This is a genomic window from Pseudomonas sp. S2_E01 (assembly GCF_054668365.1).
This window is the reverse complement of record NZ_CP162762.1, coordinates 411,180-424,886: the sequence shown is the minus strand read 5'-3', so window position 1 is coordinate 424,886 and position 13,707 is coordinate 411,180. Positions and strand designations below refer to the sequence as shown.

Sequence of the window (13,707 nt, the reverse complement as noted above, 5' to 3'; positions counted from 1 at the left end):
CCGGGATAATGGCGGCCCAGAGCGGGAAAAACAGGTGCTCGATGAGCCTGCGGCGTGGGCAGGTCGCGGATTATAGCGAAGACTGCGTCTGGCGCACACCTCGCACTTTCGTGCCGTAGGGGTTCTATGCCAAACTCAGCGCCTTTCGGGCTTGCCTAACAGGACTTATGCTCCCCTTGTCACCCAGTTTGCTCACTACACTCGCCGCCGCCTGCTTGTATGCCGCTGCGACTATCTATCAGGGCACTCGCCTGGCCTCCGGCGCCAAGGCGAACAAGCGGCTGCTGGTCACGCTCGGCGTGCTGGCGGTCCTGGCTCACAGCGCCAGCCTGTTCACTCACCTGTTGACGCCAATCGGCCTGGGCCTGGACTTTTTCAGCGCCGCGAGCCTGATCGCAGCCGCCGTCATTGCCTTGACCCTGCTGGCATGCTCACGCATTCCGGTGGAAAACCTGCTGATATTGCTGTTCCCCCTGGGCGCAGCGACGGTGCTGCTCGCGCAGTTCGCTCCCGCCGGCACGGTACAAATCATCGACGAAGAGCCAGGCATTCTCGCGCACATCCTGTTGTCGATCCTGGCCTACGGCATGTTCACCATCGCGGTGTTCCAAGCCTTGCTGCTGCTGGTTCAGGACCATCAGCTCAAGCACAAGCATCCGTCCGGGTTGATCAAGAATTTCCCACCGCTGCAAACCATGGAAAGCCTGCTGTTCGGCTTCCTGTGGGCCGGCTGGACCTTGTTATCGCTGTCGCTGATTTCGGGGTGGCTGTTCGTCGAGAACCTGTTCGCCCAACACCTGGTGCACAAAACCCTGCTGGCGTGCCTGGCCTGGGTCGTGTTCAGCGTGCTGCTCTGGGGTCGCAATCGCCTCGGCTGGCGCGGGCACAAGGCGATTCGCTGGACCCTGGCCGGCTTCTGCCTGCTGATGCTGGCGTATTTCGGCAGCAAGCTGGTCCGTGAATACATCCTGCACATCTGACAGGCGGCATTAATGGACGACTTGCCCATAGGACCGATGCTCGCCGTAGTGGCCCTGCTGATTTTATGGTCGGGCCTCTTTACCGCCATCGAAGCCGCGCAACAGCATCTGCTGGCCCAGCGAACCGCATCGCGCTCCAGCGACAAGCCGGTGGCGAAACTGAGTTTCCCGCTGCCCAGCCTGATCCTCTGCAACACCCTGTGCCGGGCGCTGGTGGTGGTCATCAGCACCCTGCTGGCGATTTTCACCTGGGCCGAAAACGGCCCATGGGCCGCCTGCCTCGCCGCGACCGCGGTCCTGCTGGTATTCGCCGACTACCTGCCTCGCACCCTTGCGGCGCGCTATCCGGACGCGATCCTTTCCGTGGGCAATACCCTGCTGGGTGTACCTCTGAAAATCATCTACCCTTCTGCCTGGCTGCTCAATGGCCTCAGTCAGTTGCTGACGCGACCGTTCGCGCGCAAAGCCAAGGTGGTGCAGCAGAGCGACGACGAAACACCGCAAGATCGCCACGATGACCAGGAAAGCCCGGTATGTCGCCCGCACCCGCTGCCGGGTATCCATGCACTGGACAATATTACGGTCAACGACATTCTGGTGCCACGCAGTGATGTCGACGGCATCAACCTGGACGACTCCATCGAAGAAATCATCGAGCAGCTGCGCGCCAACCGGCGCACGCGCCTGCCTGTGTTCCACAGTGACATCAATCAGGTCGAGGCAGTCCTTAACACCCGGCAGATCCGCCACCTGCTGCCCGAAGGCAATCTGACCCGCGAAGCACTGCTGGCGGCCTGTCACGAGCCCTACTTCGTCCCCGAGAGCACGCCACTGCAGCTGCAATTGCTGAATTTCCACAAGCAGCAACGGCGCCTGGGCATGGTGGTGGACGAGTACGGCGAAGTGCTCGGCATCGTCACCCTGGAAGACATTCTCGAAGAAATCGTCGGCGAGTTCGAAAGCCAGCACAGCCTGGATAACCCGCACATCCACCCCCAAGCCGACGGGCGCCTGGTGGTTGATGGCGCCGCGTCGATCCGTGAGCTGAACAAAAGCCTCGGCTGGCACCTGCCCAGCGACGGCCCAAAGACACTCAACGGTCTGGTCACCGAAGCGCTGGAGACCATCCCGGACAGCCCAGTGTGTCTGAAAATCGGGCGTTATCGCCTGGAGATCCTTGAAACAGAAGACAACCGCGTGACCCGCGTCCTGATCTGGCACACCAGCGCCGCTCCCGTCACTCTGTAACCCTCGCAGAATCCGACCTTTCCCACGCCGGTTTGTCCTTGTTCAATCGTTAGCCGACTTCCTATAATCGAGCCACGCTTACCCAAGCCCCGCCTTACCCGTGCTACCCGCACCCTGTTGCAAACCCACATCCCTGGGTGTTCGAACATAATAATTCGCTCCACTGGAGCACATGACTGTCAGGGACTTCTGCATGACGACCAGCACGACTTTTAGCGAAACCACGCCTGAACAATCGGCAAACTCCGCCACCCGCGTGGCCACTGCCAGCTTCATTGGCACCGCCATCGAGTTCTATGATTTCTATGTGTATGCCACGGCCGCCGCGCTTGTGATCGGTCCGGTATTCTTCCCGCAGACCTCCGGCACCGCACAGATGCTCTCGGCGTTCCTGACCTTTGGCATCGCGTTCCTGGCGCGTCCGTTGGGTTCGGCGCTGTTTGGGCACTTTGGTGACCGCATCGGGCGCAAGTCGACGCTCGTCGCCTCGCTGCTGCTGATGGGCGTCTGTACCACGCTGATCGGCGTGCTGCCCGGTTACGACAGCATTGGTGCGTGGGCGCCGATCCTGCTGTGTGTGCTGCGTTTTGGCCAAGGGCTGGGACTGGGCGGCGAATGGGGCGGTGCCGCGCTGCTGGCGACAGAAAATGCTCCCAAGGGCAAACGCGCCTGGTTCGGCATGTTTCCGCAACTGGGGCCTTCGATTGGCTTCCTGGCTGCCAACGGCCTGTTCCTGACGTTGGCGATGGTTCTGAATGACGAGCAATTCCGTTCGTGGGGCTGGCGCATTCCATTCCTCCTCAGCGCCGCGCTGGTGATGGTCGGCCTGTACGTACGCCTGAAACTGCACGAAACCCCGGTGTTCGCCAATGCCATGGCGCGCCAGGAGCGAGTGAAGATGCCAGTGATCGAGCTGTTCAGCCAGTACTGGGTGCCCGTATTGCTCGGGGCCGGTGCGATGGTGGTGTGCTACGCGCTGTTCTACATCTCAACCGTGTTTTCCCTGAGTTACGGCGTATCGACGCTGGGCTACACCCGCGAAACCTTCCTCGGCCTGCTGTGCTTTGCCGTACTGTTCATGGCCGCCGCCACCCCGCTGTCGGCCTGGGCCAGCGACCGTTATGGGCGCAAGCCGATCCTGATCCTCGGCGGTGTGCTGGCGATCCTCTCGGGCTTTTTGATGGAGCCGCTGCTGACCCAGGGCTCGACCTGGGGCGTGGCACTGTTCCTTTGCATTGAGCTGTTTCTGATGGGCGTCACGTTCGCCCCAATGGGCGCGCTGCTGCCGGAACTGTTTCCAACCCACGTGCGCTACACCGGCGCATCAGCGGCCTACAACCTGGGCGGCATCGTCGGCGCCTCGGCGGCACCGTTCTTCGCACAGAAGCTGGTGGCGATGGGCGGTCTGAGTTATGTCGGCGGATACGTGTCAGGTGCAGCGGTGCTAAGCCTGCTGGCGGTGCTGTGCCTTAAGGAGACACGGCATAACGATTTGAATCGGGTGGACTGAAGTACCCGCCATCGCGGTGTACACAAAACCTCTGTAGGAGCGAGCTTGCTCGCTCCTACAGGTTTAGCGGTTAGAGCTCTACTTTGACGGCCTGGGACGCACGGGTCGCCTTGGCGCGTGCCGCTTCGATCGACTCATCCCGCGCCAGGGTCACGCCCATGCGGCGCTGGCCATTCACTTCAGGCTTGCCGAACAGACGCAGCGCCGTGTCCGGTTCGCTCAAGGCCGCGCCGAGGTTGGCGAAAGCGGTCTGGGTCGACTGGCCTTCCACCAGGATCACCGCCGAAGCCGACGAGCCGAACTGACGGATCAACGGAATCGGCAGGCCCAGAATGGCGCGCGCGTGCAGGGCAAACTGCGACAGGTCCTGGGAAATCAGGGTCACCAGACCGGTGTCGTGTGGACGCGGCGACACTTCGCTGAACCACACCTGATCGCCTTTGATGAACAGCTCGACGCCAAACATGCCGCGACCGCCCAGGGCTTCGGTGACAGCTTTGGCAACGCGTTCGGATTCGGCCAGGGCCACCGGGCTCATGGCCTGTGGCTGCCAGGATTCCTGATAATCGCCCTTCTCCTGACGGTGACCGACTGGCGCGCAGAACGTGGTGCCACCGACGTGACGCACGGTCAGCAACGTAATTTCGTAGTCGAAATCGATGAAGCCTTCGATGATTACCCGGCCTTTACCGGCGCGACCGCCTTCCTGCGCATAATCCCAGGCAGCCTTGACGTCAGCGGTGCTGCGCAACAGGCTCTGGCCCTTGCCCGAGGAGCTCATGACCGGCTTGACCACGCAGGGGAAACCCAGGTCTTCGACGGCCTTGCTGTAGTCCTCGAAGGTGTCGGCAAAGTGATACGGCGAGGTCGGCAGGTCCAGTTCCTCGGCGGCCAGGCGACGGATACCTTCGCGGTTCATGGTCAGTTGCGCCGCGCGTGCGGTCGGGACCACGGTGAAACCTTCGGCCTCCAGTTCGACCAGGGTCGCAGTGGCAATGGCTTCGATTTCCGGCACGATGAAGTGCGGTTTCTCGGCTTCGATCACTGCACGCAGGGCCGCACCGTCGAGCATGTTGATCACGTGGCTGCGATGGGCAACCTGCATGGCCGGGGCGTCGGCATAGCGATCCACGGCAATCACTTCAACGCCCAGGCGTTGCAGCTCGATCACCACTTCCTTGCCCAACTCACCACAGCCACACATCAATACGCGGGTCGCGGTTGGCGACAATGGAGTTCCGATACGGGTCATCTCAGGTCCTCAAAGAAGCGGATCATCGAAGAAGGCGCCAGTTGCGCTTTCCAAGGGAAGAAAGCGCGGCATTTTACATGAACCGCAGGGTTTGGCTTCAGCCGGCGACAGCCTGTTTGCGCATGCGCCAGGCCATGATCAGCCAGACCACCGTCACACCGGCGAACTTCGAACCCATGGCAGTCAGGATCACGGGGGCGGTGAAGGCGTCGATCATGCCGAAGAAGATGAACGTATCGAGGGGAATGCTCAGCGCCGAACTTATCCACAGGCGGTCGTGCAGCGGGCGTTTGGTGATGGTGAACACCAGCCAGTCGATGCACTCCGAGACGGCGAACGCCGTGGCGCTGGCCAGGGCAATGGCGGGGTCGGAGGTGACATAGGACAGCACCAGCGCCACCAGCATGGCCAGGATCGCGCCATGACCAAAGCGGATCTGCACCATGTCACGCAGCACGAACACCAGCCCGCCCCAGGCAGACCAGATGATGTCCAGGTGCGGCGCCGACGAGAAGGCGCAGTTGATCAGCACGACGCTGCTGATGTAGGCGATCAGGAAGAGCATTTGAGGTTGGGGTATCGGGAACGGGTTGTGCAGGTTACTTGAGAGCGGGGGTTGGGGCCAAGTGATGGAGTGGCAGTGAGGGCCTCATCGTCGGAACGCCGCCCGGAGCCAGCCCGCTCCCACAGTGGATCGGGTTGAAACAGATTTTGTGTGCAGCCAAAGACCTTGTGGGAGCGGGCTTGCCCGCGATAGGGCCGCATATCCACCATTGAAGTCGACTGGCATACCACTCAAGCAGCAGCTACTTGGCCTTGTTGCCCACCATCCACAGCACCCCGCTCGCCTTCGCTCGCTCATGACACAACCCCAATACTCGGCGCCGCTCGTCGTTTTCCATGCGGCTCCAGCCGGTAATTTCCTGCACCGTGCGCTGGCAGCCGATGCAGATGTCATCGTCGTCCAGCGCACAGATGCTCACGCAGGGCGACAGCACCGGGCGTTCAGGGGTGGTCATTGTTCCTGCTCGACCAGGTCACGGGCATAGCGCTGGGCGTTATGCACGTAGTGGGCAGCGCTGGCTTCGAGCATTTTTTTCTGCGCTTCTGTCAGTTCGCGCACGACCTTGCCCGGCGACCCCATGACCAGCGAGCCATCGGGGATTTCCTTGCCTTCGCCAATCAGCGAGTTGGCGCCGATGATGCAGTTCTTGCCGATCTTCGCGCCGTTGAGAATCACCGCGTTGATGCCGATCAGGCTGTAATCGCCGACCGTGCAACCGTGCAGCATGGCGTTATGGCCGACGGTGACCCCCGTGCCCAAGGTCAGCGGGTAGCCCATGTCGGTGTGCATCACCGTGCCGTCCTGGACGTTGCTGTTTTTGCCGATCAGGATCAATTCGTTGTCGCCACGCAGCACCGCGTTGAACCAGACGTTGGCCCCCTCTTCCAGCTTGACCTTGCCCACCAGCACGGCATTGGGGGCAACCCAGCTCTGTGGATGGGTTTCGACGCGGGCGTCGCCCAGGCGGTATTTCATGGTGATGTCCTCAGGGCGCTGACTGGCCATACGAGCGTGGCTTCAGGTATTGATGAAACTCTTGGGCGGACGATGCAGGCTGATACGGGCGTCGTAGAGCAGGTTGATCAATTCGACGATCATGATCGCCGTCAAACCCCAGATCTTGTATTCGCCGTAGCGATAGCTCGGCACATACCAACTGCGCCCCTGGTAATCGATGCGATGGGTATGTTCACGGGGGTCCGCGCGAAAAAACTCCAGGGGCACGCTGAACACGGCAGCAATCTCGGCATCGTTGGCCTGGTACTCGACGAAATCCGGGATCACGCCCACATAAGGCGTGACCTTGATGCCGTGCAACGAGATCAATGGGCTCAACGGGCCGATCACCTCAACCAGCCCCGGTGGCAAGCCGATCTCTTCTTCAGCCTCGCGCAGGGCGGTGAAAACCAGGTCCGGGTCTTCGGGGTCGCGTCTTCCGCCGGGAAAGGCCACTTCGCCACCATGGGTCGAGAGCCCGCTGGCACGCAGGGTCAACACCAGTTCCGGCTCATCGCTGCGAGTGATGGGCACCAGGACTGCAGCCTCGGGGAAACGCTTGTCGGTTTCCAGTGTTCGGGGCGTGTGATTGCTTACTCGATGCAGTAGCTCGTCCAGCATGAGTCTTCTCGATTCGTTCTCTGCCTTGCATGATGCACCAATCGCATCGACCGCCCAACCCCCGGACGGTCGCGTGTCGCTAAACGACAACTTGCCGACAGCCACCGACGCACGCCAAGATGCACGGCACGATGCCCACCCCAATAGCCGCGGCCCCAGGAACCCCAGCATGAAATTTTGCAGTCAGTGCGGCAACCCGGTCACCCAGCGCATTCCCGAAGGCGACTCACGCCTGCGGTATGTCTGCGACAGCTGCCAGACCATCCACTACCAGAACCCCAATATCGTTGCCGGCTGCGTGCCGACCTGGGGTTCCAAAGTGTTGTTGTGCCGGCGTGCGATCGAGCCACGCCTGGGCTACTGGACCCTGCCCGCCGGTTTCATGGAGAACGGGGAGACCATCGAGCAGGCGGCCATTCGCGAAACCGCCGAAGAAGCCTGCGCGCGCGTGCGCAACCTGAGCATCTATACCTTGATCGATGTGCCGCACATCAGCCAGGTGCACGTATTCTTCCGCGCAGAGCTCGTCGACCTGGATTTTGCCGCCGGCCCCGAAAGCCTGGAAGTGGCACTTTTCGACGAAGCCGAGATTCCGTGGTCGGAGCTGGCTTTCCGCACGGTGGGCCGTACCTTAGAATGCTTCTTCGCTGACCGGCGGACCGAGGTGTACCCCGTACGGTCGGAATCGATCCCGCCGCTGGCCCAGCCTGCGATTACCTGAAAACAGTCATCACTAAAATATCTGCGTCACTTCTGGGGAATTGTTTCAATGCGTTGGTTGCTTGCTGTGTTCTGTCTGTCGCTCGCTGCGGTGACCCAGGCTTCCGCCGTGGGCACCTACAACGGCAAAGTCATCGAGAAAGTTCTGGTTCTCAAATCCGCCCACCAGTTGCAATTGATCAACGACGGCAAGCCGCTCAAGACCTATCGCATTTCCCTGGGCAAGGGGGCAAAAAAAGGCCCCAAATTGATCGAAGGCGACAAACGCACGCCAGAAGGTTTCTATTGGCTGGACTGGCGCAAGACCAGCGACAAGTTTTACCTGTCGATGCACATTTCCTACCCCAACATCACCGACTCGGCCCGCGCCCGGCGTGAAGGCGTAGAACCCGGCGGGATGATCATGATCCACGGCACGCCGGATTCGGAAGATAACCCGGAACAGCTGTTCCACACCCTGGACTGGACCGACGGCTGTATCGCCTTGCGCAACGTCGACATGCGCGAAGTGTGGAGCCTGGTGCCGGACGGCACGATGATCGAGATCCGCCCGTAAATTTCCAGTTTTATGGGGGGAATGTTCTGACGCCATCGCGGGCAAGCCCGCGATGGCGGCGCAACAGACAACAAAACAACAACTATCTACCACCAACCCCCTCCCCCACCCCCGTCACACTCATTCGATAACTATCCCAATTTTTTAAAAAGGATTTTGATCATGAATGACGTGACTGGTCGCGACGGCCCCGCCGCCTCGTCGCTGCGCAAAACCAGATTGCCGGCACTGAGCCCGGGGTTTGTCACCGAAGAAGATGCCGCACGCTGGGTTCAACAACGGATCCCGGCCGACTCGGACCGCGAGCACGGCAGTGTGATCCTGCGCCAGCCGGATGGCAGTTTTGTGGCCACCGAACCTGTACCCGGTGAAGCGAACCGCTTTGACCTGCGAACCCTCATCGACGTCGACTCCCAGGGCAGTTACGTCCACCCACCGGGTTACACCTGTGTGGCAAACGTCCACTCCCACCCGCCAGCCCACGACAAAGTTCGCGAGGCCAACCCGGGGCAGGATGAACTGACCCTCCGGTTGTTTCTCGGTTTTTTCTCCGAGATTGATTTCGTTGCCGACGTCTCGGAACGTACCTTTTTTGGCAGCGCGTATCTCTGCGGGCCCGACGGGTCGCTGTTGAAATATTCGCCCAGCGGTTCGAAGGAAGAGTTCAGCTACTACCTGTGGCTCAAGGCCGGCGCGCCCCGCAATAACCCGGTGGGCGTCTACGGGGTAGCGAATGTCATCCGCAAAATCGCCTCGCTGGGTGAGCTGTCGGTCATTGTGTCAAACAAGGACTGGGGCGATTCGGTCGGCAAGGTCCCCACGGACTGGAAGCCCGCCAGAGCCTTCTCCAAGGGCGTGATTACTCAAATGCCAGCCATGAGGCGCCTGTGCATCAGCGCCGAACATGCCGTCCTGGCGGCATTGAAGTTCAAAAGTGCGCAGTCCTGGGGCCTGGTGCTTAAAGACGCTTCACGCCAAGCGTACGTCGCCACACAGGCGCGCCCCGCCGGTCGTGCAGCCTGGACCCCCGCCGCCTTTTTCCCCGCAGGCGAGGACGCAAGCTTGCAACTGCCCGCCGGTTACCTGCTGGAAGGCTTCTACTATGCATCCAGGCCCGATCCCGCCGAGGCCCCGCATCACGAGCCGTGGCTGTACGAGAATTTTTTCACGCCAGCGGATCTGGCCCTCGCCATCGCTTGCTACCGGAACAACCGAGTGGATCGGGGCAATGCCCTGTCGCTCTATATGCAAGCCGGCGATATGTCCCTGTTGAAATACAGCTTCAGTGGCTCGGCGCTGGAGGCGGCACTGAGCACGGACAATCCCGATGGCTCCGTGGGCGATGGGGGCCGGCAAGCCGGCCTGCGCGCCGGGACGCTCAAGCCCAGCGAGTTCGTCACCGCCGTGGCACAGGCCGGGCAGCTTGAAGTCGTGCGCGCCAGCGCCTTATGGGCCAGGCCCGGTATCGTGGGCCCTGAGTGGACAGCCTTTGCCGGGTTCTCATGGCCGATTCTCAGTCCACTGTTTCTATCAGCCGATGACGCGGCCCGTTACCTGCATCGCCAGATCGGCCATCGCAGGGATCGTCAGTTTGCGGGCTACATCTTTGAACGCAGCGACCACCGGTTCGTCGCCACGTTGGCACTCGAGGGCGGGATCGAGTCCCTTCGCGACGGCCAGTTCTACCCTCGCGACAATGCAGCCCGGTCGATTTTTCCTCAAGGCTTGGCCCTGCACAGTCGTTATGTGTCCCATAAGGCCCTGTCACAGCTCGACCCTGACAAGGTGCAAAGGCTCAAATGGTCCCGGCAAGAGGCCGCCCTGAGCCTGCAAATGTTCAGCGTCGAGGAAATGCGACAGGTCTTGCTCGATCAACTGCCGCTGTATCTCTCCGGCTCCGCCAAAAGTCTGTTGCGCTTCGACCCTGTCGAGACCGGCACCACCCGGGCATTCGAAAAGCGCCTGGGCACGCCCAAATACCCGGGCCCCGTCGTTGCGGAACTGGAAACCGGCGTGACCCTGCCCAATGCATTCATCAAGGAGCAGGCCGCAGCCGGTCGCCTGACCGTGGTGGTGAACAGCGAGATGTGGGGCCCCCGAGGCCCCGTCACGCCCGCCTGGTCGGCGGCCTACGCGCCATGGAAATGGAAACGCCCCGAGCAGGTCGCGTTTGGCGCGGTGTTCTATTCCGCGGATGCTGCCGCTGAAGACCAATATGCCCGCGACGTGCGCCTGCATGATCAGGAAAAAGCCTGGTTTGGTTTCATCCTCAAGCACACCGAGCGCGATGAGTACGTCGCCAGCGAGTTGATCCCGGTCAGCGATGCCAGAAATGATGTATTCCAGCCGCAAAGCCTGTTCGGTGTCACCAAAACTCCACCCTGGTACACCTATCCGCAAGGTTTCCAGCGCCATGCGTTCTTTTACTCGCGCCAGCGCTTGAAACATTCGCAGGAACAGCCTTCCGCCTGGCTCTCACAGTACTTCATTGCGCCCAACGATCTTTATTCTGCCGTCTATTACTCACGACGCCGGCCGGTTACGGAGTCAGCCGACGCCATCGCCCTGTACATTTCCACACAGGATGGCGCCCTGCTCAAATTCGACAATCGAAAGGGCAACCGACTCTTCGACAATGACGTGCCGGGCCTGGGCCTCGACGACTTCAATAGCCTGCTGAGCAGTGGGAAAATGCAGCCTGAAGATTATGTGCGCGCGACCATCAAACACGGTGGGCTGCACGTTATGCGCACCAGCCCGTGCTGGGACCAACCTGGGCCGCTGGATTCGGATTGGCGCCCATTCATGAATCTGCAAAGGCGCTGGTTGAGTCCCGCGTTCAAGAACATCGATGACGCCGCACTTTACGCCCGCGCCCTGTTGCCCGATGAACCGCGACTCTTTGGCGGTCTGCTGCTGATCCGCGCGGATGGGTTGTACCTTTGCACGCAACCTGTGGAAGTGGCCAATGATGACTTCGATATCAACGCGATCTACCCCGCGCAAAGCGTTCTGAGCGGATTGTTTCCCGGACACTGCAAAGTCGCCGGTCGCTACCGCTCCCGAGTGGCGCGCGAGCCGTCGATCGTGCTGTCGCACCTGCAAAAGCAGACTTACTTGAATATGCTGTCGGTCGACACCCTGTTCACAGCCTTTGACCGCAGGACAATCCCGCCCCCCCAGGCAACCCCGGGGCGCGACGAGTACCTGTTTGGCCCGCAGGGCGCAATCATTCGCTATCGCAGCGGTTTGTTGGCCGATCTGCAGGCGCAGTTGAAGCAGGCTGTACAAGGCGTCACGGTCGATGATTCGAACCTGAACCGCGACGGCGTCAAGCAACTGCTCTACAGCGGCGCTCTCACGCCCGGCAACTGGGTCAACTGCCTGGCCAGCGCCGGCGAGTTACAGGTCGTGACCGGCAGCCGCTTCTGGGGAACACGCCGCAAGGTGAGCCAATGGCAACCCTACCCCGTCGCCGCAACGATCGAAACCAGGGCCGTGGCCGCCCCCCTGTGCGGTCCGGTGTTCGTCCAGGACAACGCGGCAGCGCGCCATGTTCATGAAACCGCCGGCGAGCGAAGCAATGCAACATTCGGCCTGATTTTATCGAGCGCTCGAGACGGTTTGTTCCACGCCAGCCTCCCGCTGGAAATCCAGCCTTCAGCGATCACGACTGACCGTATCCTGCCACGGGGCGTGCCGCCCGCTCACCACGTCGTGCACGCGCTTTACTTATGCGCCCGACGCCCGCTGGCGAGCGAGAAGGAGCAGGATTGCCGACGCTTCCTGTTCTCGCCACTCGACGTGCATCAAATTTGTTCAGCGGCGTACACCCCGCAAGGGTACAGGTCGATCTACTTCTCCTGCGCCGACGGTGCGCTGTTGCGTTTCGCGATGAGCGATTTCGAGCCAGGCAATTTCCTTGATGCCTTTGGCCAGATCGAGCTGCGCAAAAACCAGTTCGCGACCTGGGAACAAGCCACGCAGGATGAAGATGACCTTGCGCGAGACCGATTTAATCTGCCCGACTACATAGGTCGCATGGCCCGGGCCGGCCATCTCGACGTCATCGTCACCAGCGATTACTGGTCACGTCATGGCCGGGTGGACGGAACCTGGCAACCGCGCATGGCGGATGTGTCGACTCAGCAACGCTGGCAGGACAACCCGGAGCCTGCGCTGGGCCCCGTCTTCGATCATTGCGACGATGCCGCCCGCTACATCCAGCAGCGGGCCGGCAACGCCCACAACGTCGACTCGACTGTCGATAGCGCCATTCTTGCCCGCATGGCATCGCAGCCCGACACCGCTGAGCGTTTCGTCCCGATGGAACCGCAGGTCAACAACGCCAGCGGGGAGAACTCGGTCAATCGTATTTTCCGCCCGCGGCATGATCCTTCCAGGTCTGTGGTTGACCACTACCCGACCTATCCCCTGGGGTACGAACCCGTGGCATCGCATCAGTTGCATTTTTCCGGTGACACCCATCACCCCGCCAAAACTGATCAGGTGTACGCCAACTTCGCTTCACCGGCCATGGTTCGTGAACGTACCCATGACCTGAAAAACAAGGGTTTCGACCTCCGCTACTATTACTGCTCCACCCCCCACGGGGTGCTGCTCAGGTACACCCCCGAGTACACCAGCGCCGAGAAAACACTGCTATCGACGATGCCAGTGGTGTTCGAAGGCGGCAGGTGGGTCACGAAGCTCACGCCGGAAGATTTCATTAGCCGCCTGATCGAGCTCGGGGATTTTCGAGTACTGATCGCTGGGCACTACTGGCGACAGTCCGGGCGAATGGGCAAGCAGTGGCGGGAGCAGCGCCAGCAGTCGCCGAATGTGGGTGTCGTTCACCCCCGTGACGAATTGTAGAGTGGTTGAGGCATTAAAAAACCCGCTGGCCATACAGGCCCAGCGGGTTTTTATCGCCAGCACAAAAGATCAGAAATCTTCCAGCTGCCAGACTTCATAAGCCGGTGTCTCGTAGGGGTGACTGAGTTTCAACGCCGCCACGGCCGCCTTGATCAACTCATCCGCCACCACCAGCTCAACCTTCCACTCTTGCACCACTTCGACCTGGCCGATCTGCCCAATGGACGGCTGACTGCCATCCAACGCGCGAAACTGGCCCTGGCCCAGCACTTGCCAGGCACAGTGGTCATAGTCGCCGATGCGCCCGCCGCCCGCTTCGAAGACAGCGGTTTTAACCGTCTCGACGTGACTGTCGGGCACAAAGAAGGCGAGCTTGTACACCGT

At 61.1% G+C, this 13,707-nt stretch carries 12 protein-coding genes; 6 read left to right on the top strand and 6 right to left on the bottom strand.

Annotated features, from left to right (window positions below; genetic code table 11):
* Positions 1-167 precede the first annotated feature (167 nt).
* The 3 genes from AB4O36_RS02045 (at position 168) to AB4O36_RS02035 (ending at position 3,738) form a co-directional block, all read left to right on the top strand.
* Entirely contained in the window at positions 168-980 is an 813-nt protein-coding gene (locus AB4O36_RS02045; protein ID WP_460121230.1) for a cytochrome C assembly family protein, read from the top strand.
* 12 nt (positions 981-992) lie between these two features.
* On the top strand, positions 993-2,228 hold the full coding sequence (locus AB4O36_RS02040) for an HlyC/CorC family transporter (protein WP_460121228.1): 1,236 nt from the start codon (positions 993-995) through the stop codon (positions 2,226-2,228).
* Positions 2,229-2,421: 193 nt separating this feature from the next.
* Entirely contained in the window at positions 2,422-3,738 is a 1,317-nt protein-coding gene (locus AB4O36_RS02035) for an MFS transporter (protein ID WP_460140959.1), read from the top strand.
* A gap of 70 nt (positions 3,739-3,808) precedes the next feature.
* Here the strand turns inward: AB4O36_RS02035 and purT are convergent, their stop codons facing one another.
* The 5 genes from purT to AB4O36_RS02010 all read right to left on the bottom strand — a co-directional run bounded on the left by purT (position 3,809) and on the right by AB4O36_RS02010 (position 7,172).
* On the bottom strand, positions 3,809-4,990 hold the full coding sequence (gene purT / locus AB4O36_RS02030; protein ID WP_460121224.1) for a formate-dependent phosphoribosylglycinamide formyltransferase: 1,182 nt from the start codon (positions 4,988-4,990) through the stop codon (positions 3,809-3,811).
* A gap of 97 nt (positions 4,991-5,087) precedes the next feature.
* Positions 5,088-5,555 carry a preQ0 transporter gene (locus AB4O36_RS02025; protein WP_460121223.1) on the bottom strand — a complete coding sequence of 156 codons (468 nt, stop codon included), beginning with the start codon at positions 5,553-5,555 and terminating at the stop codon, positions 5,088-5,090.
* A 241-nt stretch (positions 5,556-5,796) separates the two neighbouring features.
* Positions 5,797-6,009, bottom strand: coding sequence for a DUF1289 domain-containing protein (locus AB4O36_RS02020; protein WP_460121221.1), 213 nt, complete (start codon positions 6,007-6,009; stop codon positions 5,797-5,799).
* Positions 6,006-6,530 (bottom strand): gamma carbonic anhydrase family protein, encoded by a 525-nt coding sequence (locus tag AB4O36_RS02015; protein WP_460121219.1) that lies wholly within the window; start codon positions 6,528-6,530, stop codon positions 6,006-6,008. The genes AB4O36_RS02020 and AB4O36_RS02015 overlap by 4 nt, the downstream gene beginning before the upstream one ends.
* A gap of 42 nt (positions 6,531-6,572) precedes the next feature.
* Positions 6,573-7,172, bottom strand: a complete 600-nt coding sequence (locus AB4O36_RS02010) for a CoA pyrophosphatase (protein ID WP_460121217.1) — start codon at positions 7,170-7,172, stop codon at positions 6,573-6,575.
* Between the two features lie 169 nt (positions 7,173-7,341).
* On the opposite strand from AB4O36_RS02010, the gene AB4O36_RS02005 reads away from it, so the two are divergent.
* From AB4O36_RS02005 to AB4O36_RS01995, 3 genes are all read left to right on the top strand, one after another.
* A complete protein-coding gene (locus AB4O36_RS02005) occupies positions 7,342-7,893 on the top strand; it encodes an NUDIX hydrolase (RefSeq protein WP_460121215.1) in 552 nt (183 codons plus the stop codon).
* Between the two features lie 48 nt (positions 7,894-7,941).
* Positions 7,942-8,448 (top strand): L,D-transpeptidase family protein, encoded by a 507-nt coding sequence (locus tag AB4O36_RS02000; protein WP_460140958.1) that lies wholly within the window; start codon positions 7,942-7,944, stop codon positions 8,446-8,448.
* Between the two features lie 162 nt (positions 8,449-8,610).
* Positions 8,611-13,323, top strand: coding sequence for a DUF4329 domain-containing protein (locus AB4O36_RS01995; protein ID WP_460140957.1), 4,713 nt, complete (start codon positions 8,611-8,613; stop codon positions 13,321-13,323).
* 69 nt (positions 13,324-13,392) lie between these two features.
* On the opposite strand, the gene AB4O36_RS01990 is transcribed toward AB4O36_RS01995, so the two are convergent.
* Positions 13,393-13,704 (bottom strand): NGG1p interacting factor NIF3, encoded by a 312-nt coding sequence (locus AB4O36_RS01990; protein ID WP_460121209.1) that lies wholly within the window; start codon positions 13,702-13,704, stop codon positions 13,393-13,395.
* Positions 13,705-13,707: the final 3 nt, after the last annotated feature.

Bases quoted from the DNA above. Each gene is read 5' to 3' on its own strand.
- AB4O36_RS02040 (WP_460121228.1), top strand. From the start codon at position 993: ATGGACGACTTGCCCATAGGACCGATGCTCGCCGTAGTGGCCCTGCTG.
- AB4O36_RS02010 (WP_460121217.1), bottom strand. From the start codon at position 7,172: ATGCTGGACGAGCTACTGCATCGAGTAAGCAATCACACGCCCCGAACA.
- AB4O36_RS02045 (WP_460121230.1), top strand. From the start codon at position 168: ATGCTCCCCTTGTCACCCAGTTTGCTCACTACACTCGCCGCCGCCTGC.
- AB4O36_RS02025 (WP_460121223.1), bottom strand. From the start codon at position 5,555: ATGCTCTTCCTGATCGCCTACATCAGCAGCGTCGTGCTGATCAACTGC.
- purT (WP_460121224.1), bottom strand. From the start codon at position 4,990: ATGACCCGTATCGGAACTCCATTGTCGCCAACCGCGACCCGCGTATTG.
- AB4O36_RS02005 (WP_460121215.1), top strand. From the start codon at position 7,342: ATGAAATTTTGCAGTCAGTGCGGCAACCCGGTCACCCAGCGCATTCCC.
- AB4O36_RS02035 (WP_460140959.1), top strand. From the start codon at position 2,422: ATGACGACCAGCACGACTTTTAGCGAAACCACGCCTGAACAATCGGCA.
- AB4O36_RS02015 (WP_460121219.1), bottom strand. From the start codon at position 6,530: ATGAAATACCGCCTGGGCGACGCCCGCGTCGAAACCCATCCACAGAGC.
- AB4O36_RS02000 (WP_460140958.1), top strand. From the start codon at position 7,942: ATGCGTTGGTTGCTTGCTGTGTTCTGTCTGTCGCTCGCTGCGGTGACC.
- AB4O36_RS02020 (WP_460121221.1), bottom strand. From the start codon at position 6,009: ATGACCACCCCTGAACGCCCGGTGCTGTCGCCCTGCGTGAGCATCTGT.
- AB4O36_RS01995 (WP_460140957.1), top strand. From the start codon at position 8,611: ATGAATGACGTGACTGGTCGCGACGGCCCCGCCGCCTCGTCGCTGCGC.